Below are 22,141 nucleotides of genomic sequence, written 5' to 3'. Positions count from 1 at the left end.
CTACGTCCCGGCAATGGCCAAAGCTGTCAATCTGGATGACCGGTTTGGCCGCTTGGCTGTATCACCTCCGGCGCCTGTGATGCCTGCATGGCCTCTTTGGTCAGTTTCAGCGCCAATTCGCCAAGGGCCTTGTCACGCGCCTTGTTGAAGTCCTCAGCCTCTCGAATGTACTGAGGATTGCCCAGACCGGGTGAGGTGTCGACAGGCGCCTGCCATTGGTTTTCCAGCGCCTCCCAACGCGCTTCGTATTCGCTTTCGACTTGGGCGAATGCGTCCTTGTGCAATGCCCGCAGCGAATCGACCCAGAACTTGCGCGTGCTGACGAACATTGCCAGCTCATCAGTGGCTTCTGCGCTGATCACGGCATTGTAGGCACGGTCGATATCGGCCTCGCTGACATCGGCAATACCCGCAAACAGCATGTGCTGCGGCTGGCCAAGGAGGTTCAGCCGTTCAGCCAGACCCACACGGTAGGCCAGGCTGACCTCCACTTCTTCCTCGTCTTTCGCACCCCGCTGCCATCGCCCGTCGGCATAACGAGCCATGTAGTCTGCCTCGGCCAGCGCTCGAACTTTTTCGACCCTGAACAGGCGCAGGGCAAGTAGCAGCCGCTCGCGCGCAGTGGCGGCAGGCTCCGCATTGTGCGTGAACGTCGAGACATGCATGGCTACCTCGAGCTGGCTGAAGCACGACGCGGCACTGTCGGCGCATGTGCGCGGGTCGTTCGCCAGGTCGAACAGATCCTGGCGCGTGCCTGTGTTCTTGCTCGCCGCACCGATCACTTGCCACACGCGACGCCCTGTATCTTCACGGGCCGCACGGAAATCAGCGCTCTCTGTGTATTCGCCAAGCAGGTCGAAGAATGCATCGCTGCCCTGCTCGGCACGCAAGGCGTCCCACTGCGTTACGCCTACATCGCGATCTTCATCAGCCAGCGTGCCCAGCCATTTTTCTCTGGACTGCACGATCGGCGGATTCTCGACGATGGGGAAGCCTGCATGGTGCAGTTGCTCGCGTATCGTCTCGACCAGCGGGTTACCTGAATACACAAACGACAGCCGCTGCCGGACCGGCGCTTGCAACAGTGCCAGGGGCAAATCCGTGACCTGGTTGTTGCTGATGTCGAAATACGTGAGGTCCTCGCAGCGCTCAAGGCCTTCAGGCACGGTGCGCAGGCCCGTGCGGCGCAGGTTGAGCGACTGCAGATGGGGCAGATCCCCCATCGAAAGCACGGTCGCTTCGATCAGATTGTCGCTCAGGTCCAGGCTGCGCAGTTCGGTCAAGCCGGCAATAACTCGCGCCTGGCCACTGGTAAAACGAACGCGATTGCCACAGAGGTTCAGTTCCTCGAGGTTGTTCAGCCGCCCGAGGCCGGCCGGCAACATGCGCAGGTTGTTGTAACTCAGGTCCAGCACCCTCAGCCGCGGAAAATTTTGCAGAAAGCCTGGCGGCAACACTTCCAGTTGCAGGTTGCTCAAGGTCAGGTGAACGATGTGGGCGAAATCGGTATGGATGGGCAGCGCAGGCAACTCCCCCAAGGGCATCGGTGGCACGTGCAGCCGGGTGTTCCAGCCGGTTTCACCCGGTACGTAAACGCGCTCCCCCATCATCTGCCAGGCATGGCGGAACGTGTCGCTCACCCGCACCCGCCGCTCACGCTGCGATTCGTCGGCACGTCGGGTCCAGGCCTGCAGGCTCTCATCCAGACGGTCAAACTCCATCTCTTGCATCAACAGGCTGCTGTAGGGTGAAGAGGTGCGCTGGTACATCAGGTCCAGGTACTCCTCAACCTGCTCCTCCTGGAAAATCGGATACAGGCTGCGCACGCGCCGACGCAGCGTGCATTCTGGCGACTCCAGGCATGAGAGCACCGGGCCCAACGGGTAGCCGACGCGGCCGTCGGCGAGGCGTTGCAGGGAAGCACCCAGCGGTCGCGCCTCGCGCCAGCCGAGCGAGGCCAGCAGCCTCGTACGCTTGCGCGGTAGCCAGCCCTGCACCTGGGCACGGATCTGCCCAGGCAGGTCTTCGCCAGCCAGGCCGAGCTTCTGCAGGTAAGCAGGCGCCAGCGTGGCGGCCAGCACCTCGAACAGTCCTCGCGGCTCGGCCACTTCCAGGTCATCGGGGAGCCCGCGCTCGCCGAAGAGCTGGAAGCCGCCATCCTTCCAGACCATGTCGAGCGTCTTGCGCTGATCACCGAATGCAGGACCCAAACGATCCACAACAGGCCCACTGGAGGAGCCCTCGCGCAGCACCAGATTGACCTGGTCGCGGGCAAGCCCCTGTTCCTGCAGCAGGGCAAAGACCAGGCTGACCAGGTCAGCACTGTAACTGCCGCGCAGATACAGTGCTTCGCGCAGGCGTATCAGCCGTACATCCTGCACCAGGGTGCGTGCCCGCAGCGCCAGGACCAGCGGCACTCGGTGGTTGCTGATCATGTTCAGGCGCATCGGCGCGGAGGCGTCCTTGAGGATGTCCAGTGCGTAAGCCTTGGGCAGCGACGGGAAAGCGCGCTGCAAGACTGCCAGCGCCGGGTCATCCGGGAGGTACTGCGCGGCGAAGTGTTCCAGCATCGGTTGGCGCAGGGCAGCTGCCTGGAAGGTGATGGCCTGCAATTGCTCATCGGCGGCCAGCGTTTGCACGCCCAAATGCTCAGCGCACCAGAGCATCCGCTTGATGTAATCGGGGCCTTCAGCAGTTGGCATGAAGAAGGCTTCGTTACGCGCATGCGCGTCGAATCGCTCGAGGGTGTCACGCAACGCCACCGGCAACGGGCGACGATCGACCAGCAATTGGCGCAACGCGTTTTCATCGACATCGGCCACGTGCAGAATCTGCCCGACACGCTCGGCATCCAGCAACCTGGCCCCCGGCCACAGGCGCGTCAGCAACTGCTGCTCGCCCTGCCACTCCAATGGCCGGTCAAAGCGCAACCACCAACCCCGCTCGCCATTGCCAAGCAACGGCGGCCCGTAGGTTCCGGGGCCATTTTCGTGCAGCAGGCGCCAGGTACCGCGAGCGTCCTGGCGCACGCGAAAGAAGCTTCCATCGCTGTGCCACCATTGACCTTGCGGGCTATTGAACAGACCGTCGTCACGCTCGCTCAGGCCAGCATCAGTGGGCACCTGGCGATAACCGGACAAGTCGTTGCGCCACAGCCGTTGGCTTGCCTTTTCAGTGGTTACCGGCTCCAGCGATTCAACAAAGGCGTTGCGGGCCGTATGCACGCCCAGCGACACCGCACCCAACAGGGCGACGGAGTTCATGACCTCCAGCAGATGCCCCATGGCCTCGTGCTGATGGCCCTGTGACCAGTCGCTGACGCCTTCGTAAACTTCGCCCAGCAGTTGCCGGGTCATGTCGGCCAGCAACAAGGCGCCGACCACCGGCACGAACAAGCCCGCCAGGCTGACCACTGCCAGGCCTACGCTTTTCAGCCTGGCCAGGCGTTCGGCCGTCGCGGCGCGGTCTGCCAATGCAGTGGGGACTGCCAGAAAGCGTGCGTCATCCTTCAGCCGCTGCACGTGCCTGTCGGCCAGATCGGCGAAAATATTGCCGCTGATCGACAACCGTTTCGGCTGCAGGTCAGGCTTGGCATCACCGGCCCGGGTAGCCAGCAACGCCAGGTAGCTCGCACGCTCGCTCAAGGCGATACGGCGGGCCAAGGCTTGCTTGAATGTCGAGTCACCCAGCGCCTCGACCAGCGCCAGGTTCACTGCGCTCCAGTCGGCGAAACGGCGCAACGGTCGCGTACTGAATGCTGGGAGGTAAAGGATCACCGCTTTCAGGCTATTGGGTGGGCCAGCGGGAAAATCCGACTGCCGTCGCGGCGGCTCGCGCAGTTCGAAGGCAACGGCCCCGTCCACCCGGCAATCCAGTATCTGCAAGCCTTTACCCGCGGCCGTCCAACCTTGGGCATGTTGCGCGTGCTTGCCTTGGGCCAGCACGCGCAACAGCTTCACATCGCTATCATCCAGCTGCCCTTTCAATGCCGCCAATTCGACAGCCGAGGCGAGCTCGTGGCGCTTGTCTGCAGCCAGGGCGGTGGCGAACGCCGGATTCAAGACCTGCTCCAGGTGTGCCTGGTAAGCAGCGCCGACATCCTGCTCGCGGCTCAGCTGGGCAAGCGCGGCGACATCGTCGGTCAGCGTCTGGGCGGGCTGTTGCTCGGTCGGCGCGTCCCTGAGGACGACCGTCTCGCTGTCGAACGACTCATTGGCCTTGAAGTTCTGCAGCAGCTTTTGCAGCAACGGTTCGTCCGCGAAGCGGGTCTCGAAGTCCGGCGGCAGCAAGCCTGGAATAGGCTCGAAGGGTCTGTGCGTGATCCGCGTGCGCTGCTCGCGCCACACCGCCGTATCCAGATCAACCGACACACCCAGCTTCGCTGCGATGGCTGGCTGCAGCCGATCCTTGGCAAAGCGGTCCAGTGGCAGCAGTTGCTTGTACAACGCAGCCAGCTGCCGCTGGCTGCCAAGGTGGGCACGCAAGACCTTGACCTGCGCCTGGCTGGCTCCCTTCAGCCAGCCGGGCAGGTTCTTGACGATGAAATCGTTGGCGGGATACTGATACTGGGGGTAATTCCTGGCATGGCGCACAAGCTGCATCCTGTGATTTTGACGGGATACAAGCTTGTTCGCCCACCTACCAGGCTTGCAGACGGAAGCCTTGCCGCGCTGCCTGCTAGCGTTCAGGATCGCTGGTTCGCCCCTCTGCGTCTTCGGCCCGGGCTTGCAAAACCTCCTTGGTCAACAGCACTTTCAGGCGCGAGAACGCGGCGTTGCGAAGCTCATCCAGGGTTGTCCACCTCTCCAGGTACTGCTCGCTGGTCAGCCCCTCCTGGTCCGCCAGCACGCCGGCCCTGGCAGCGTAATCATCCGTGATGGCCTTGAACTGCGCCTTGTTCTGCTCCTGTGCTTGCAGCCACTCGCTCCAGAATACCTGTTCACTCAGGAACCAGGCCTGTGCCTCGATGGTTTGCGCGGCCTTCACATGATTGCGCGCCTCATCGAGCTTCGCTTTGCTGACCTCGCCAAGCCTGACAAACATCATCGAGCGGGGCTGCGCTGGCAGTTTCAGTTCCTTGGCCAAAGTGACCAGGTAGTAGAGGCTGGCCTCGACCTGGTCAAGTTCAGGGTCAACCAACAGCCGTGCCGCTATATCCTCTCTGATGAACGCTTTCAGCGCGTCGAGCCGAAACAGTCCCAGGCCCAGTTCGAGTAACGCAGCCTTCTGACCTGCCGGCGCACGATTCGCCTTGACCACCAGGGCGTGCACTTGCAGCTCGCTGAAGCGCTCCGCGGCGTTGTCCACGCAAGTGGTGTCTTCGCTGGCAAGTGTGTTGATCGCCTGAGCCAGCTCGGCATCATCATCCATCGCATCCAGCAGCGCCCATACACGTGTAGTCAGGTCCTCGCGATAAGCAGCATTGAGGTAATCTGCGCTGTCCTGCAGCTTTTTCAACAGGTTGAGCAAACTGGCCTGATTGTCGTCAGCAAACAACCGGTCCCATCGCGCTGCCTGCTCAGCGGTGGCCTGCGGACCCACCCATACCTGGCGGGCAGACCGCTGGATACCGGGCGCCTCTTGGTCGTGATGCAGTTCATGACGAGGGCGGGCACGCAAGCGATTCAGTTGCTCCAGGGGGATGGAATTGTGGTCCAGCTGGAGCGCCGACCGGAAGCCAAAAGGCATGCGCATGATCGTGTCGGGTATCTCGTTCAGCTGGTTCGAACGCAAGTCCACAAGTCTCAACATCCAGCAATATTCCAGGCCGACAGGCCATTCCAGCAGGCGACAATGAGCGAGGTACAGGTGCGTCAGCACCGGCGCCTGATGGAAGTGCAACGTCATTCGGCGCAGGGGATTGAAGCTGAGGTCAAGAGACGTCAGACGTGAGAGTTCAGCCAAGGTATTACGCCCTTGCTCCTCAAGACGGATACTGTTGTGGGACAGCTGCAGGGTTTCCAGCCGCGTCAAATGCTGGATCCCTTCAGGCACAGCGGTCAGGCGGTTCCTCGCCAGGTTCAGCCGACGCAGCTGCCCGAAGCAACTGAAGAATGCATTTGGCATAGACTGCAGTGGTGTGTTGATCATGACCAGGGTGGTGACATGGTTGAAGTCGATGCCGCGATGCAGCTCCGGCAGGCTAGTCACCTGATGGCCGCTGAGGTCCAGCAGCAAGCCGTGCCCCGGCTGTTGTTCGCCATCGTTCTGCAGTTGCCGGCGCCAGGCGGCGCGCATGCTGCGTGCAAATTGCCGACGCGCCGCCTGTTCATGGCCGGTCGCACCCGCGACCCACTCGCCAAGCTGGCCATTGAGCAAACGGAAATTTTGCTCCTCGAAAAGCAGCGTGTCGAACGGCCGGTCGCTCTCCATGATCCGATGCACATGTTCATCGATCTGCCTGGGAGAGTCGCCTTCGTAGAGTTCTGCAAGGCGTCGGCGTATGCGCAATACCGGCGCCCATTCACGTGAGTGGCCTCCGCCCAGTGCATAGCCCACCCTACCATCAGGCAAACGTTGCCCCGGGTTGAACCAGCCTCTGCGCGCCACCCAGCCGAACAGCCGAAGCAGTTTTTCACGATCGACCGGCAGCTTGTCGATTACCTGGCGCCGCAATGTCGCGGCCTGCCCTACGCTGCCCAAGCCCAAGCCCAGGCCAAGGCGTTGCTCGGTGCTGAGCAGGGTGGTGATGACATGGAACAGATCATCCGGTTCGGCGCTTTGCTGCTCCAACGCCACACCACGCTCATCATGGAGAATGAATTGGCCATCCTTGTGCACCAGAATCGACTGAGTCGCCTCTGGCGATTGCGGATTGAGCACAGCCAGCAAGCGGCCTGACGAAGACCGCTCACGCAGTTCCAGGCGCTCAGGGTAGGACCAATGGTCAAGGCGCGACAGTACCCCGAACACGACCTCACCGGTCACCTCGTTGTAGGCATTGCGCAGCATCAGCCCTTGCTGGGCCCGGTTGAGCCGGGCCAACTGTTGTAACGCGCGAGCCTGGGTCGACACCGACAATGGCAGACGCCGCTGAAGCTCGACCTGTTCCCGTTCGGGGAGGCTCAGCCGGGTGGCCAGTTCGCTTGCATAATCGGGCGCAAGGTCTGGAAAGTCGCGCAGGATCAGTTGCACTGCCGGGTCTGTGCCCGCGTCCGTCTGGGTGAGATAGCCGAACAACCTTTGGCGCAAGCGTGGTGCATGCTGCTCGATGGCGCTGGCCAGGTCGCTGTCCTTCACCTCGGCAAGCACCGGCTGCTGCCGGCACCAGTCATGCAGTTGCGGGTCACTGATGTCGCCCGGACTGGAACGCAGTGCTGCAAAAAAGCGATTGATGCGTGCATCGGCGGCAAATGCGCGCAGGGTACTGCGCAGGTTGACCGGCAATGCCCGGTTCTCCACCAGGATGCCGCGCAATTCATCGATGTCGCAACATGCCGCCTGCAGCACCTGCTGCCCGGTTTGCTGATCGAGCGGCTGACGTTGTGGCCACAACCGGTCGAGCATCATGGCGGCATCGTTCCACATCAGTGGCGTCTCGTCCGGCAAGCGCCAGAACCGTTCGCCATTGCATTCGACCAATGGCCCATAAGCCTCTGGCCGCTGCGGATGACGAATGCGCCATGGCCCGTTCTCAGGGGATTGGTGCACCTGGTAGAAATGCGCGTCCACACGCATCCAGCGACGTTCGCCGAGGTGATAAAGGCCATCGCCTTCAAGCTTGGCGCCCTCGGCTGACGTGCGGTACACACTGAGGTCATCGCTCCACAACCGCCCCTCGGCGCTCACCCCGGTGCTGACCGCTTCAAGGCCATCGACAAAGGTGCTGCGGGTGAAGTGCCGCAGCGCCACGCCAGCGCCAACCACCACACCGGTCGTAGCAGCAGCCGCAGCCAAGGTTTCGGCAACGTTCAGCACATGTTCCAGCGCCTCATGATCATGCCCTTTGGCCCAATCCACGGTCCCTTCGAACACCTCGGCACACACCTGCGTCAGCATCTGCGCCAACAACAAGGCGCCGACTTCCGGGATGAAGAACCCGGCCACGTTGACCAGCCCCCAGCCAAGCCCCTTCCAGGCCTCGAGACGTTCCTTGCTGGCCATGGCGTTGGCGTCTGCCATAGACACCAGCAACATCTTGGCATCGTCCTCGACGCGATTGATCTGGTCACGCACCCAGCGTTCGAACACTTGCCCCGTGCCGGTTTCACCCTCCACTTCCAGGTCTGGCACTTTGTCGCGAAGGCGATTCAGCAGCGTGTGGGTGAATGCCCTTCGGTCGCGCAGCGCGATCAATTGAATGAAAGCATTCATGTACCGCGCATCGCGCAGATCGACGACCAAAGCGGCACTCACAGTGCTTTGTTGGATGCATACCAGCGCAGCGGTTCGACCGGGTCGCCCGGGAGATAGACCACCACACCTCGATCACTGTCATCTGGCCCACGCAGCTGCACGAAAAGAGCCTCATGGATGCGCACCTTCATCACCGACATCAGTCCTGGATAGGCGGTGAGTCCCGACTCGGCCTGGCCCCCACTGATGCAGGCTTCCAGCGCAGCCTTGGTATCGGCATCGATGGTCTTCTTGAGGAACGCGATGTGCACGGCAAGCTTGAACCCTGCCTGCTTGTCCTTGACCAGCAGTGCCCGGTGCTTGCCGAAGGTATCGTGCAGCAGTGCCTGATAACGGCTACCCGCATCCAGCTCGCGGCAAGCCTTGACCAAAGCCTCCAGGTCGCCAGATATCACCTTGCTGGTACCGGGTGCAACCAGCCCACTGCCTTCCAACGGCGTGGCACCTACGCCAAAGTTCTGCATCAGCCGCAGCAGGCCGGGCTCCAGCCGGAAGTCGGTATCGACATAGGGCGGCTGGCCGCTTATCCCTCGGATCAATTGCTGTCGCCACTCCAGCGTATCCAGGCTCTGATCGGCTGGCAGCAGATCTTTCAGCGCCCGGGAAAACTGCTGCCGCGCATACTCAGGCACGGACAAGGCAGCGGCCGTGGCTTGGCGGAAGGCATCCTGGCTGGCTTTATGGGCGGCAAACAAGCTGCGCAGGATGCTGATTTCCTGCGCTGAGGCATCCTTGAGCCACTGGGGCAGCCGCTGGTGGATGAACGCATCCTGCGCGCGTCGCACGTCTTCATCCGTTGGGAAGGTCTGATTGCTCGATACAGTCGGGAAATTGCGCACGATGTGCTCCACGTCGCTGAAAAGGGCAGGCAATCTGGCAGTTGCTGCCTGCCGTTTTCAGAAGGAAGCGGGCACAGTTCAGCTGCGGCTGCCGCGCGCCTGGATCAACGTGCGGTAGTGCCCCGGGTTGCAGCCGAACCATTTACGGAAGGCCTTGTAGAACGAACTGCTGTCGGCAAAGCCCAGGCGCTCGGCGATTTCACCCATGGCTGGCTCTTCCTGGCTCAGCCAGGCAATCGCCAGTTCGCGCCGGACGCTGTCCTTGAGCCCTTGATAGGTCTGCCCTTCCTCGGCCAGGCGCCGGCGCAGGGTCGAGGGCGACAGGCACAACTGGCACGCCAGGGTATCGCCGTCGGGCCATTGCCCCGGCGCCAGCTGCAGCAGGTCGCTGCGTATTCGCCGGGCGAGGCTGGACGGATCGCGGTACTTGACCAGGATGTTGCCCGGCGCCTCGGCCAGGAAGCGCTGCAGCTCCTCGGCATTGCGCTTGAGTGGCAGGTCCAGGCAATCGGCGGCGATGATCATGCGCGTGCGTGGGCGATCAAAGTGCAGGTTGTCCGAGAACAGCACCCGGTAGTCGTCACAGAAAGGCGGCTCGGCGCAGCGCAGGTCGATGGCCAGGATCGGAATGCGCCGCCCGGCAAGCCAGCAGGCCACGCCATGCACGATCATCCAGAAGGTGAAATAAGTGAATGCCCGCCGGGGCTCGTCACGCGGTTCGTTGATGACAATCTCGGCCAGGCTTTGCTGGCGAACCAGGCTCGGCTGCAGGTCTTCGAGCGTCAGCGAGAGAAACGCCAGTGCGGTGTCCAGGCCCTCGCCCAAGGTCGGCTGAGCCATGCTCGCCCGACACATGAAGGCCAGGCTGCCGCTGCGCAGGCCGCGTGGGTCCATGGCGAAGAACTCGTCGTTGCAGCGCCGCGCCAGCAGGCGCCAGAGCCTGGCGTAGGCCTCGGCACTGACCCGTGCGGCAGGCGCCTGCAACTGCCCGGCATCAATCCCGGCCCGGGCCAGCAGCGCGGCATCGGGCTCCCCCGCCGGGCAGGATTGCAACAGGGCTTCGCGCACCAGTTGCATGGAGATCGTGTCTTTCTCGCTCATTGCCAATCCATTCGCTGATGCCGGCATATTAGGCTGGCTCAAAGTCCCGACGCCAGGCCCAGGAACGCCTGGATCAGGCGCAGTTCCCGGCGCCGTTCCAGGCAGCCGAGCATGTGCTGGTTGCGCAGGCCCTCACCTGCCAAGGGGCGCGCCACCACCCGCGGGTCGTTGGCGACCTCGGTCGACGACACCACGCCAACGCCCAGCTCCGAAGCCACCGCCTCGGTCACCGCCTCGCGGCTGTCCAGCTCCAGCAGCACCCGCGGCTGTACACCGGCAGCGCCACAGGCCTTGTCGAACGTACGGCGGGTGGTGGAACTGGGCTCGCGCAACACCATGATCTGCTGGTGCAGTTCGGCCAGTGGCAGATCCTCCTGTACCTGCGCCCAGGCGTGCCCGGCTGGGAGCAGAGCGCACAGCCGCGATTCGCAGAGGCTTTGCAGGTACAGGCCCTTGCGCGGCTCGATTTCGGTCAGCACGGCAACGTCGGCGTGCTCGCTGAGCAACGCCGCCAGGGTTTCCTGGGCATTGCCCAAGCGCAGGTTGACGGTGATGCCCGGGTAGCGCTCGCGCAGCAGCGCCAACATTGGCATGACCCGGTGCGGGCCATCGGCCGCCACCTCCAGGCGCCCGGTCAGTAACTGCCGATTGGCCTCAAGCATGGCCTGCGCCTCTTCGGCCAGGCCGAACATGGCCCGCGTGATCGCCGCCAGGCGGGTGCCCTCTTCGGTCAGTTCCACCCGCCGCGCGGTGCGCCGCAGCAAGGTGATCTGGTAGTGCTCTTCCAGGGCCTTGACGTGCCCGGTCACTGCCGGCTGGCTGATGAACAGGCGTGCGGCGGCGCGGGTGAAGCTGCCTTCACGGGCAACGGCATCGAAGGCGCGCAGTTGAAACAGGTTCATGAGTATCGGCCTGACTTATAGCTCGGATAACAACAAACAATTTGATTGATGGAAGCGCCAATTGCAACCTAGGCCCCGTAGTTTCAGCCCACCGCTTGTGAGGAATAACGGAATGAGCAACGCCCCGATTCTGCTGACCCCAGGTCCCCTGACCACATCAATCCGCACCCGCCAAGCCATGCTGGTGGACTGGGGCTCCTGGGACCGCGACTTCAACCAGTTGACTGCCAGTGTATGCGAGCAACTGCTGGCCATCATCGATGGCAGCGCCAGCCACCACTGCGTGCCCCTGCAAGGCAGCGGTACCTTCGCCGTGGAAGCGGCTATCGGTACCCTGGTGCCACGTGACGGCAAGGTCCTGGTGCTGATCAACGGCGCTTACGGCCAGCGCCTGGCAAAGATCTGCAAGGTACTGGGCCGCGCCTACAGCACCTTCGAAACCGCCGAAGACCAGCCGACCACCGCCGCCGACGTCGACCGCCTGCTGGCCGCCGACCCGGCCATCACCCATGTCGCGCTGATCCACTGCGAAACCAGCACCGGTATCCTCAACCCGCTGCCCGAGATCGCCCAAGTGGTCAAAGGCCACGGCAAGCGCCTGATCATCGACGCCATGAGCTCGTTCGGCGCGCTGCCGATCGACGCCCGCGAAATCCCCTTCGAAGCGCTGATCGCCGCCTCTGGCAAGTGCCTGGAAGGGGTACCCGGCATGGGCTTCGTATTCGCCGAGAAAACCGCCCTGGCCGCCGCCGAGGGCAACGCCCACTCGCTGGCCATGGATTTGCACGACCAGCACACCTACATGGCCAAGACCGGCCAGTGGCGCTTTACCCCGCCGACCCACGTGGTCGCTGCCCTGCACGAAGCGTTGCAGCAGTACAACGAGGAAGGTGGCCTGCCGGCACGCCACCGGCGCTATGCCGACAACTGCAAGACCCTGCTCGACGGCATGGCCGCCATCGGCCTGCGCAGCTTCCTGCCTGCCGCGATCCAGGCACCGATCATCGTCACCTTCCACGCGCCGAACGATCCCCGCTACCAGTTCAAGGACTTCTATGAGCGGGTCAAGGCCAAGGGCTTCATCCTCTACCCCGGCAAACTGACCCAGGTGGAAACCTTCCGTGTCGGTTGCATCGGCGTGGTCGGAGCCGATGGCATGCAGGCTGCCGTGAATGCCGTGGCCGAGGTGCTGCGGGAAATGGAAGTGCTGGATATCTGACCCTTTGCCCACCCAATTTCAGGAACACGCGCACATGAACTACAGCAACCCCACTCAGCTGCAAGCCGCCATCCTCGACTGGGCCGGCACCGTGGTCGACTTTGGCTCCTTCGCCCCGACCCAGATATTTGTCGAAGCCTTTGCCGAATTCGATGTGCAGGTGTCCATCGAAGAAGCCCGCGGCCCGATGGGCATGGGCAAATGGGACCACATCCGCACCCTGTGCGATGTGCCGGAAATAGCCGAGCGCTACCGCAAGGTGTTCGGCCGTACCCCGACCGACGATGATGTCACCGCCATCTACAACCGCTTCATGCCCCTGCAGATCGAGAAGATCGCGGTGCACTCGGCGCTGATCCCCGGCGCCCTGGACACCCTTACCGGGCTGCGCCAGGACGGCCTGAAGATCGGCTCGTGCTCGGGCTACCCGAAGGTGGTGATGGACAAGGTGGTAGAGCTGGCCGCGCAGAACGGCTACGTGGCCGACCATGTGGTGGCCACCGACGAAACCCCGAACGGCCGCCCATGGCCGGCCCAGGCACTGGCCAACGTGATCGCGCTGGGTATCGACGATGTGGCGGCGTGCGTGAAGGTCGACGACACCGTGCCGGGCATTCTCGAAGGCCGCCGCGCCGGCATGTGGACCGTGGCCCTGGTGTGCTCGGGCAATGCCCTGGGGCTGACCTGGGAAGGCTACCGCGCGCTGAGCGCCGAGCAGCTGCAAAGCGAGCGCCAGCGCATCCATGCCCTGTTCGCCGGCAGCCGCCCGCACTACCTGATCGACACCATCAACGAACTGCCCGAAGTGATCGCCGACATCAACCGGCGCCTGGCCAAGGGTGAGATGCCGCAAGCTTCCTGAACCGGCATTGGGGCCGCTTTGCGGCCCCTTGTTCTGGGTTGCGATCTGGCCCGGATCTGTATATTGAGTTGTCGCTGCAATTGCCAAAACATGGGCTCTCCCTGTCCGGAGATACCCAGCCCCGATGAGCACACACGCCCGCACCCGCCGCCTGACAATTCCGCAACTGGTGGCCATGAAAGGTCGGCAGAAGATCGTTTCGCTGACCGCCTACTCCAGCACCATCGCTCAAGTGATCGACCCGCTGGTCGATTTCATCCTGGTCGGCGACTCCACGGCCATGGTCGGCTACGGTCGGCCGTCCACCCTCGGCATGCGCCTGGACGAGACCATCGCCCATACCCGCGCCGTGGTCGACAGCACCCGCCTGGCCTGCGTGATCGCCGACATGCCGTTCGGCAGCTACCAGGCGTCCCACGAGCAGGCGTTTCGCAACTGCGCCCAGGTACTGGCCAGCAGCGGCTGCGATGCCGTCAAGCTGGAGGCCAACCAGGTGTTGGCGAGCACTGTCGAGTTCCTCGTCGCCCGTGGCATCCCGGTAATGGCGCACATCGGCCTGATGCCGCAATTCGTCAATGCCATGGGTGGTTACAAGGCCCAGGGGCTGAGCGAGGACAGTGCTGCGACGCTATTGGCCGACGCACAGGCCAACCTGCGCGCCGGCGCTTTCAGCCTGTTGCTCGAAGGCGTGGCCGAGCCAGTGGCCCGCGCCATCACCGAAGCCAGCGCCAAGCCGACCATTGGTATTGGCGCTTCACCCACCTGCGATGGCCAGGTGCTGGTGACCGAAGACCTGCTCGGCCTGGGCAGCGGTCATGCGCCGCGCTTCGTCAAGCAGTACGCCGACGTCGGCCAGGTAATCCGCGAGGCTTGTGGCCGCTATGCGCAGGAAGTACGCAACGGCGTGTTTCCAACCTTGCAACACTGCTACGGCGTGTGAGCTTCATCCTCGATCGCCTTGACCAGGCATTGCAGGGCCAAGGCAATATCCTTGCTCCAGTCCACGCTGCAACACAGCCGTAAGTGGCTGCGCCAAAGGCCGCACTGGCTGAAGATTTCGCCTGGGGCAATGACGATGCGCTGCGCCAGCAACCGGGCGAAGACCCGGCGCATGTCCACCGGGCGGGTCGCCTGCAACCACAGGCTGGCCCCGCCCTGCGGCGCGACGATGTGCAGGCGCCCCTGGCCGTGGGTTTGCAACAGCGCCGCCATCTGTTGCAGGCGTTCTTGCAGCATGGGCCGCAAACGCTGTAGATGCTGCTCAAGTCGGCGCGAAGTGAACAGCCTGGCGATCGCTCGCTGGCGAATGGGTGATAGGCGAAAGGCACGCTCAAGAAACAGCTGCTGCAAGCGTTCGGCATGATGCCGGCATAGCAGATAGCCAAAGGGCGCCTCCGCACCAATCAGCTTGTCGAACGTAGCGAACACCAGCAGCCGATCGGGGTCGGCGAAGTCGCGGTAGCGTGGCGCTGCCGGATGGAAACACAATTCGCCGTAAGCATCGTTTTCGAAAAGCCACACATTGTAGCTGGCCAGCCAGTGGCAGATCTGCTGCTTGTCTGCCGCCGGCATCAGCCCACCTTGCGGCACGTTGGCCGCCGACGACAGCACGGCCAGACGAACCGGATGATCACACAGCAACTGGTGAAAGTGCTGCAGGTCGAAACGCCCGTCTTCACCCAGTGGCACTTCAAGGATGGTCATGCCTGCCGCCTGCAACTGTCGCAATACCGCCCAATTGCAAGGCGACTCCACCAGCGCCACCTGGCCCTCGAAGTCCAGCGCGCGCAATGCCAGTTCAAGGACGCTGCGCAAGTCTGCACCGATGAACACCTGGTTGGCCTGCCAGTAGTGCTGCGCCGAATGGGTGTAGCGGTCGGCCAGCACGCTGCGCAGCTCCGGTTCACCGAACGGTTGGTAAAGGGGGGCCTGTGCACGTGGGTACTGGCGCGCCAGTTCGCGCTCGATCATCAGCAGTGGCTGCTCCAGCGACAGCAGCATGGCTGGCGCATCACTGCCCAGGGCGAGCATACCCGGCTGACGGGCACTGGCGAATACCGTGTCAAGCAAGCCCGGGGAATGCCCGCGCAATGCAGAGGGGCGAGTGCGGGTGAAATAGCCCAGCTTGGGCCGTGCATGCACCCGCCCTTCATCTTCGAGCAGCGCATAGGCGTACTTGGTGCTGGACACCGAAACACTCAGGCGCCGGGCCAGCTCGCGCAGCGACGGCAGGCGTTGTTCCACGTCGCATGGGGCGGCCTCGATACGTTCGAGCAGGTAGCGGTAAACCGCCTGGTAGGTGTATTCGGGGTTGTTGTTCGACCTGTTTTCCATAACCTTGTCTATGCACCGCTTTTGCAGGATCGGCCTTGTGTCGCGCCTACACTGAACCCGACACGCCCGCCGGTAAAGCCCTACTGCGGCAATTGTACCTGCGGCTTGGTGGCCGCAAAGATCGCCCAGCTCGACACGAACAGCGCCGCGATCAACGGCCCGATCACAAAGCCGTTGAGCCCGAACACCGCCAGCCCACCCAAGGTCGACACCAGGATCAGGTAGTCCGGCATGCGCGTGTCCATTGCCCACCAGGATCGGCCGCAGCAGGTTGTCCACCAGGCCGATCACCAGTACGCCGAACGCGGTCAGGATCAGCCCCGGCAGTATCGCCCCGGTCAGCAGGAAATACGCCGCCACCGGCGCCCACACGATCCCCGCCCCTACCGCCGGCAACAGCGACAGAAACGCCATCAGCACCGCCCACACCAGCGCACTGGGGATATCCAGTACCCAGAAGATGAACCCGCCCAACGCCCCCTGGGTAATGGCCACCAGCACGTTGCCTTTCACCGTCGCCCGTACCACACGGTTGAACTTCAGCTGCAAACGGCGCTTCTGCTGCTCCGGCAGCGGCACCGCCAGACGCACCTGGCGGGCGACCTCCGCGCCTTCGCGCAGGAAAAAGAACAACAGGTACAGCATGATGCCGAAGCTGACCACGAACTCGAACGTTCCCTGCCCGAAGTTGAACGCCTGGCTAGCCAGCACCTGGCTACCCTGGGTAGCCCACTTGCTGATCTTGTCGCGCAGCCCGTCAAGGTTGCCCATGCCCATGCTGTCCAGGGCCTGCTGGGCAAACGCCGGAAGCATGTCCTTGCCGCGCTCGACATAACCGGCGATATCCAGCTCCCCGTGCTCGATGCGCTGGTACAAGGCAGCGCCCTCCTGCACCAGCAGCGCGCTGGTGATGATCACCGGCAGGATCGCCACCAGCAGGCACACCAGCAAGGTGGTCGCCGCGGCCAGGTTGCGCCGGCGACCGAAACGCAACAGCAGGTGCCGCTGCAGCGGGGCGAACAGTATGCCCAGTATCACCGCCCAGAAAATCGCACCGTAGTAGGGCAACAGGATCCAGATGAAGGCGATGGTCACCAGCGCCAGCAGTACTGCCAGGGCTTTGTTCTGCAGGGCGGTCTGGTTCATCGCGGGTCCTCGAATGGCTTATGCGGTATTAGTGCACCGCGCCCGGGCAAAAGTGCCGCTGTTCCGTTGATGTAAATCAATACACGCCGTGTCTACCCGCCCTAGCATCCGCGCCTTTTGCCCCGGTGCGCACATGACCCCTATCGCCAAGCCCGAACTGCTGGCCCCCGCCGGCACCCTCAAGACCATGCGCTACGCCTTCGCCTATGGCGCCGACGCGGTCTACGCCGGCCAGCCTCGCTACAGCTTGCGGGTGCGCAACAACGAGTTCGACCATGCCAACCTGGCCCTGGGCATCCAGGAGGCGCATGCCCTGGGCAAGCGCTTCTACGTGGTGGTCAACATCGCCCCGCACAATGCCAAGCTCAAGACCTTCCTCAAGGACCTGGCGCCGGTGATAGAGATGGCGCCGGATGCGCTGATCATGTCCGACCCCGGCCTGATCATGCTGGTGCGCCAGCACTTCCCGAAGATGCCGGTGCACCTGTCGGTGCAGGCCAACACGGTCAACTGGGCCAGTGTGCAGTTCTGGCAGCAACTGGGCCTGAGCCGGGTGATCCTGTCGCGCGAACTGTCGCTCGAAGAGATCGAGGAAATCCGCCAGCAGGTGCCAGACATGGAGCTGGAGGTTTTCGTACACGGCGCCCTGTGCATGGCCTACTCCGGCCGTTGCTTGCTGTCGGGCTACCTCAACAGGCGCGATGCCAACCAGGGCACCTGCACCAACGCCTGCCGCTGGAAGTACGACGCCACCCCGGCCACCGAGAACGCCACCGGCGACATCGTGCGTGAAGTGCAGCCGACCCTGGGCCTGGGTGCGCCGACCGAACAGGTATTCCTGCTGCAGGAGAGCAACCGCCCCGGCACCGAAATGCCGGCGTTCGAAGACGAGCACGGCACCTACATCATGAATGCCAAGGACCTGCGCGCCATCCAGCACGTCGGGCGCCTGGCCGCCATGGGCGTGCACTCGCTGAAGATCGAAGGCCGCACCAAGTCGCACTTCTACTGCGCCCGCGCGGTACAGGCGTACCGCCAGGCGATTGACGACGCGGTGGCCGGGCGGCCGTTCGACCGCACGCTGATGGGCAACCTCGAATCCCTGGCCCAACGCGGCTACACCGAAGGTTTCCTGCGCCGCCATGTGCACGATGAATACCAGAACTACCTGCGCGGCAACTCGGTTTCCGAGCGCCAGCAGTTCGTCGGCGAATTGACCGGCTTGCGTGTGGACGGCCTGGCGGAGGTCAAGGTGAAGAACCGTTTCGCCGTGGGTGACCACCTGGAGCTGATGACCCCGCGCGGCAATTACCACTTCGACCTGCACCGCCTGTGCGACCGCCAGCAGCAAGCCATCGAGGTGGCACCGGGTGACGGCCACGTGGTGTACCTGCCGATCCCGGAACAGGTCGCGCTCGACTACGCCCTGCTGATGCGCGACCTCGGCACCGACGAGGCGGCCAGCTGACAATCCTGTAATGTGCGCCTCAGCTACCTGTCAGCTGCCAGCAGCGAACATCGTGCAAGCCGCTTACGCTATGCTGCTGACCTACCGCTGGAAGGAGTGCTTCACCATGCTGCGCAAACACTTGCTGACCCTGGGCCTGCTGGCCGCCACCGGCCTGGCCCAGGCTGCCGAGACCATCGACGTCTACCGCGACCCCAACTGCGGCTGCTGCAAGGCCTGGATCAGCCACCTGCGCGACAACGGCTTTACCGTGAACGACCATGTCGAGCCGAACATGAGTGCGGTCAAGCAACGCCTGGGCGTGGCGCCACGCCTGGCGTCATGCCATACCGGGGTGATCGACGGCAAGTTCGTCGAAGGCCACGTGCCGGCCGAGCAGGTGCGCCTGCTGGCCAAGCGCAACGACCTCAAGGGCCTGGCCGTGCCGGGCATGCCGATGGGCTCGCCCGGCATGGAAATGGGTGACCACAAGGATGCCTACCAGGTCATTGGCGTGACCCAGGACGGCAAGGACACCGTGGTCGCCAACTACTGATGCTCAGCCTGTGGGCGCTGTTCCTCAGCGCCTTCGGCGCCGCCACCCTGCTACCGTTGCAATCGGAGGCCGTGCTGGTCGGCCTTTTGCTGCGCCAGCCCGAGGCCTGGGCCACCCTGCTGCTGGTGGCTACCTTGGGCAATGTGCTGGGCTCGGTGGTCAACTGGGGGCTGGGGCGGGCCATCGAGCACCTGCGTGACAAGCGCTGGTTCCCGTTCAGCCCTGCCCAGCTGGAGCGCGCGCAACAGCGCTACCAGCGCTGGGGGCAATGGTCGCTGTTGCTCAGCTGGATGCCAGTGATCGGTGACCCGCTGACGCTGATCGCGGGCATCATGCGTGAGCCGTTCTGGCGCTTCTTGCTGCTGGTGACCCTGGCCAAGGCCGGCCGCTATGGGGTGCTGGCGATGATTACCATGGGCTGGTCTCACGCCTGGTAACACCTTTCACGTTCCGCGTGGTCCACTGGCTGTTACAGTCGCCCCTTCCTACATGGCCCTACACGGAGTGCCCCCATGCTGCGCGCAACCGCCCTGGCCCTGGCCTGCCTCGCCGGCAGTTCGGCCATCGCCGCCGAACCGCCTACCTACGGCCCCCAGCTGGAGGGCTTCAGTTACCCGCATCCGCTCAAGCATTTCGACTTCAAGTCCCAGGGCCAGGCCCTGCAGATGGGCTACATGGACGTGCCCGCCCAGGGCCAGGCCAACGGCCACAGCGTGGTGCTGATGCACGGCAAGAACTTCTGCGCCGCCACCTGGGAAACCACCATCGACGCCCTGAGCAAGGCTGGCTACCGGGTCATTGCCCCCGACCAGGTCGGGTTCTGCAGCTCCAGCAAACCGGCGCACTACCAGTACAGCTTCCAGCAACTGGCGAGCAACACCCATGCCCTGCTCGAGCAACTGGGCGTGAAACAAAGCATCGTGCTCGGCCACTCCACCGGTGGCATGCTCGCCACACGCTATGCGCTGATGTACCCGCGGCAGGTGGAGCGCCTGGCGATGGTCAACCCCATCGGGCTGGAAGACTGGAAAGCCCTGGGGGTGCCCTATCGCACGGTGGACCAGTGGTATGCGCGCGAGCTCGAACTGGATGCCGAAGGCGTGCGCGAGTATGAGCGCAAGACCTACTACGCCGGGCGCTGGAAGCCGGAGTACGAGCGCTGGGTGCAGATGCTGGTGGGCCTGAACAAGGGGCCGGGGCATGAAGCGGTGGCGTGGAACTCGGCGCTGATCTACGACATGATCTTCACGCAGCCGGTGTACCACGAGTTCAAGGACCTGCAGATGCCCACCCTGCTGCTGATCGGTGACCGGGACACCACGGCCATCGGCAGTGACATCGCGCCGCCGGAGGTGAAAGCGAAGCTGGGCAAGTATGCAGAGCTGGGGCCGCAGGTGGCCAAGCTGATTCCCAAGGGTGAGCTGATTACCTTCAAAGGTATGGGGCATGCGCCGCAGATCGAGGAGCCGGTGCGGTTCAACCGTACGCTGGTGGAGTGGTTAGGGCGCCAGATCTGATTAGGGGGCCGCTTTGCGGCCCATCGCCGGCAAGCCAGCTCCCACAGGTACTGCACAGGTTTCGGAAGCTGTGATTTACCTGTGGGAGCGGGCGAGCCCGCGAAGGGCTGCAAAGCAGCCCCCTATATTTTCCAGACCTGCTCCTCAGTCCAGCCCAGCTCGGCAAAGTCCGCCGCCCGCAACCCCGCCTCTTCCTCGCAGAAAAACTCATCCAGCTGCGGCGGCCTCACCGCCGTATCACTGAGCATCGCATGCACCTGCCCACGGTGATGCACCTGGTGCTCGAACAGGTGCGCCAACAGGCGCAGCCGTTGCTCGCGCTGCACCCGTTCGGGGCGCACGATGCTGACATAGCGCCCCAGTTCACTATCGCGCAGGCCCCTGCAATAGGCGATCAGCCGGTGATCGGCCTGGGCCTGCTCGGCATGCAGGTCGGTGCAGGTGGCAAACGGCTGTTCCGGGTCGAAGAAACGCTCGCCATCGGCGTCGGGCTGCTCGCCACGCTGCTCGCACTCGAGCATGTGCAGGTAGAACCAGTCCACCGTCAGCAGGTGGTTGAGGGTGGCCTTGATCGACGGGAAGAAGCTGCAGCGAGGGGCGACGAATTCGTCCTGCGTCAGTTGCAGGCAGGCCTTGTACAGGCGGTGGTTGGCCCAGCCATTGTTGTAGGCCTGGGTCAGCAGATGATGCGACAACGGCTCCATGGTTCGGCTCCTTTTCAGGCGAAGCGTTGCAGTTGCATCTCCCGTAGCCGGCTCAGGGTCCGCTGGTACGGGAACGCCAGATACCCTTGAGTGTAGAGGGCATCCAGCGGCACCTGTGCTTCCAGGTACAACGCCACCCGGCGGTCGTAGCATTCGTCGACCAGGGCAATGAAGCGGCGCACGGCGTCGTCCTTGGGCGACAGCGCCGGCAGTTCGCGATCGCCCGCCATCACCCGCGCCGCAGCATCCTCGGTGCCTCGGGCAATGCGCCCGGCCCGCTGTTCGCCGCCCAGCGCCGGAATGCCCGACACCAGGATGGCCGGGAAACGGTCGCACAGGGCCATGAACTCCATGGCCGCCAAGGGTTGCTCGCACAGGTCGGTGAAGCGGCACCAGATGGCCTGCGCGCTGCGCCGTACCACCTGGACCTGTCGGGAGCCGATGGTCAAGGGCTGATCGTGGCCTGCTTCGCCGGGGCTGAGCTGGCGGAACACCTCGCCCAGCTGGCTGGCCTGCCCCGCTTGCACCACCCAGTAACGCTGGCGCTCGGCGCCGGGGTGCAGGCGGTGGTCCTGCTCGCCGGCTACCGGCAATACCTGCATGTGCCGCTGGATGGCGGCAATGGCCGGCAGGAAACGCTCGCGGTTGAAGCCGTCGCGATAAAGCTGCCCGGGTGGCTGGTTGGAGGTGGCGACAATCACCACGCCTTGGTCGAACAGGACCTGGAACAGGCGGCCGAGGATGATCGCGTCACCGATGTCGTTGACGAACAGCTCGTCGAAGCACAGCACGCGAATCTGCCCGGCCAGTTCCTCAGCCAACGCCAGCAGCGGGTCGGCAGTGCCGTTTAGCTGGAACAGGCGCTGGTGGACCCAGGCCATGAAGTGATGGAAGTGCTGACGCCGGCTGGGTACCCGCAGGCAGCGGTGGAACTGGTCCATCAGCCAGGTCTTGCCGCGACCGACCGGGCCCCAGAGGTAGATGCCCTGGGTGGGGTGGCCTTGTTCGACGGCCTGGAAGCAGGCTTGCAAGGCCTCGACGGCGCAAGCCTGGGCGGGGTCGGCGACATAGCCCTGGGTGGCCAGGGCTTGCTGGTAGAGGGAGTGGGGATCGATAGCCATGCGGCATTCTACACGGCTGAATTCAAAAGGCTGCCGCG

Annotated in this window: 15 protein-coding genes and 1 pseudogene; 7 read left to right on the top strand and 9 right to left on the bottom strand. The window is 63.8% G+C overall.

The window, feature by feature from the left end:
* Window positions 1-26 precede the first annotated feature (26 nt).
* The 5 genes from QIY50_19660 to QIY50_19640 all read right to left on the bottom strand — a co-directional run bounded on the left by QIY50_19660 (window position 27) and on the right by QIY50_19640 (window position 11,197).
* Window positions 27-4,592, bottom strand: coding sequence for an NEL-type E3 ubiquitin ligase domain-containing protein (locus tag QIY50_19660; GenBank protein WGV19548.1), 4,566 nt, complete (start codon window positions 4,590-4,592; stop codon window positions 27-29).
* Between the two features lie 85 nt (window positions 4,593-4,677).
* Window positions 4,678-8,313 (bottom strand): NEL-type E3 ubiquitin ligase domain-containing protein, encoded by a 3,636-nt coding sequence (locus QIY50_19655; GenBank protein WGV19547.1) that lies wholly within the window; start codon window positions 8,311-8,313, stop codon window positions 4,678-4,680.
* A 38-nt stretch (window positions 8,314-8,351) separates the two neighbouring features.
* Window positions 8,352-9,194: a hypothetical protein gene (locus QIY50_19650; protein WGV19546.1), complete on the bottom strand. Its 843-nt coding sequence runs from the start codon at window positions 9,192-9,194 to the stop codon at window positions 8,352-8,354.
* A gap of 78 nt (window positions 9,195-9,272) precedes the next feature.
* The gene (locus QIY50_19645; protein WGV19545.1) at window positions 9,273-10,295 is read right to left on the bottom strand and encodes an AraC family transcriptional regulator; all 1,023 of its coding nucleotides are present in this window, start codon (window positions 10,293-10,295) and stop codon (window positions 9,273-9,275) included.
* Between the two features lie 38 nt (window positions 10,296-10,333).
* On the bottom strand, window positions 10,334-11,197 hold the full coding sequence (locus QIY50_19640) for a LysR substrate-binding domain-containing protein (protein ID WGV19544.1): 864 nt from the start codon (window positions 11,195-11,197) through the stop codon (window positions 10,334-10,336).
* 112 nt (window positions 11,198-11,309) lie between these two features.
* On the opposite strand from QIY50_19640, the gene QIY50_19635 reads away from it, so the two are divergent.
* The 3 genes from QIY50_19635 to panB all read left to right on the top strand — a co-directional run bounded on the left by QIY50_19635 (window position 11,310) and on the right by panB (window position 14,218).
* A complete protein-coding gene (locus tag QIY50_19635; GenBank protein ID WGV19543.1) occupies window positions 11,310-12,416 on the top strand; it encodes a 2-aminoethylphosphonate--pyruvate transaminase in 1,107 nt (368 codons plus the stop codon).
* Between the two features lie 34 nt (window positions 12,417-12,450).
* Entirely contained in the window at window positions 12,451-13,278 is an 828-nt protein-coding gene (locus QIY50_19630) for a phosphonoacetaldehyde hydrolase (protein ID WGV19542.1), read from the top strand.
* 124 nt (window positions 13,279-13,402) lie between these two features.
* Window positions 13,403-14,218, top strand: a complete 816-nt coding sequence (panB, locus tag QIY50_19625; GenBank protein WGV19541.1) for a 3-methyl-2-oxobutanoate hydroxymethyltransferase — start codon at window positions 13,403-13,405, stop codon at window positions 14,216-14,218.
* Here panB and QIY50_19620 read toward each other — a convergent pair.
* Both QIY50_19620 and QIY50_19615 read right to left on the bottom strand, forming a co-directional pair.
* Window positions 14,206-15,612 carry a PLP-dependent aminotransferase family protein gene (locus QIY50_19620; protein ID WGV19540.1) on the bottom strand — a complete coding sequence of 469 codons (1,407 nt, stop codon included), beginning with the start codon at window positions 15,610-15,612 and terminating at the stop codon, window positions 14,206-14,208. The genes panB and QIY50_19620 overlap by 13 nt on opposite strands.
* An 80-nt stretch (window positions 15,613-15,692) precedes the next feature.
* A pseudogene (locus QIY50_19615) lies at window positions 15,693-16,758 on the bottom strand (AI-2E family transporter).
* Between the two features lie 133 nt (window positions 16,759-16,891).
* On the opposite strand from QIY50_19615, the gene yegQ reads away from it, so the two are divergent.
* From yegQ to QIY50_19595, 4 genes are all read left to right on the top strand, one after another.
* Window positions 16,892-18,226, top strand: a complete 1,335-nt coding sequence (yegQ, locus tag QIY50_19610) for a tRNA 5-hydroxyuridine modification protein YegQ (protein WGV19539.1) — start codon at window positions 16,892-16,894, stop codon at window positions 18,224-18,226.
* Window positions 18,227-18,332: 106 nt separating this feature from the next.
* The gene (locus QIY50_19605; protein ID WGV23098.1) at window positions 18,333-18,761 is read left to right on the top strand and encodes a DUF411 domain-containing protein; all 429 of its coding nucleotides are present in this window, start codon (window positions 18,333-18,335) and stop codon (window positions 18,759-18,761) included.
* Window positions 18,761-19,198 (top strand): YqaA family protein, encoded by a 438-nt coding sequence (locus QIY50_19600; protein ID WGV19538.1) that lies wholly within the window; start codon window positions 18,761-18,763, stop codon window positions 19,196-19,198. Before QIY50_19605 ends, QIY50_19600 begins: the two co-directional genes overlap by 1 nt.
* Before the next feature lie 75 nt (window positions 19,199-19,273).
* Window positions 19,274-20,278: an alpha/beta hydrolase gene (locus tag QIY50_19595; protein WGV19537.1), complete on the top strand. Its 1,005-nt coding sequence runs from the start codon at window positions 19,274-19,276 to the stop codon at window positions 20,276-20,278.
* A 122-nt stretch (window positions 20,279-20,400) separates the two neighbouring features.
* Here the strand turns inward: QIY50_19595 and QIY50_19590 are convergent, their stop codons facing one another.
* The gene (locus QIY50_19590) at window positions 20,401-20,982 is read right to left on the bottom strand and encodes a DinB family protein (protein ID WGV19536.1); all 582 of its coding nucleotides are present in this window, start codon (window positions 20,980-20,982) and stop codon (window positions 20,401-20,403) included.
* Between the two features lie 14 nt (window positions 20,983-20,996).
* A complete protein-coding gene (gene zapE / locus QIY50_19585; GenBank protein WGV19535.1) occupies window positions 20,997-22,103 on the bottom strand; it encodes a cell division protein ZapE in 1,107 nt (368 codons plus the stop codon).
* Window positions 22,104-22,141 lie beyond the last annotated feature (38 nt).

The sequence above is a fragment of the Pseudomonas putida genome (assembly GCA_029953615.1).
GTDB lineage: Bacteria > Pseudomonadota > Gammaproteobacteria > Pseudomonadales > Pseudomonadaceae > Aquipseudomonas.
This window is presented reverse-complemented; position numbering and strand designations above follow the sequence as displayed.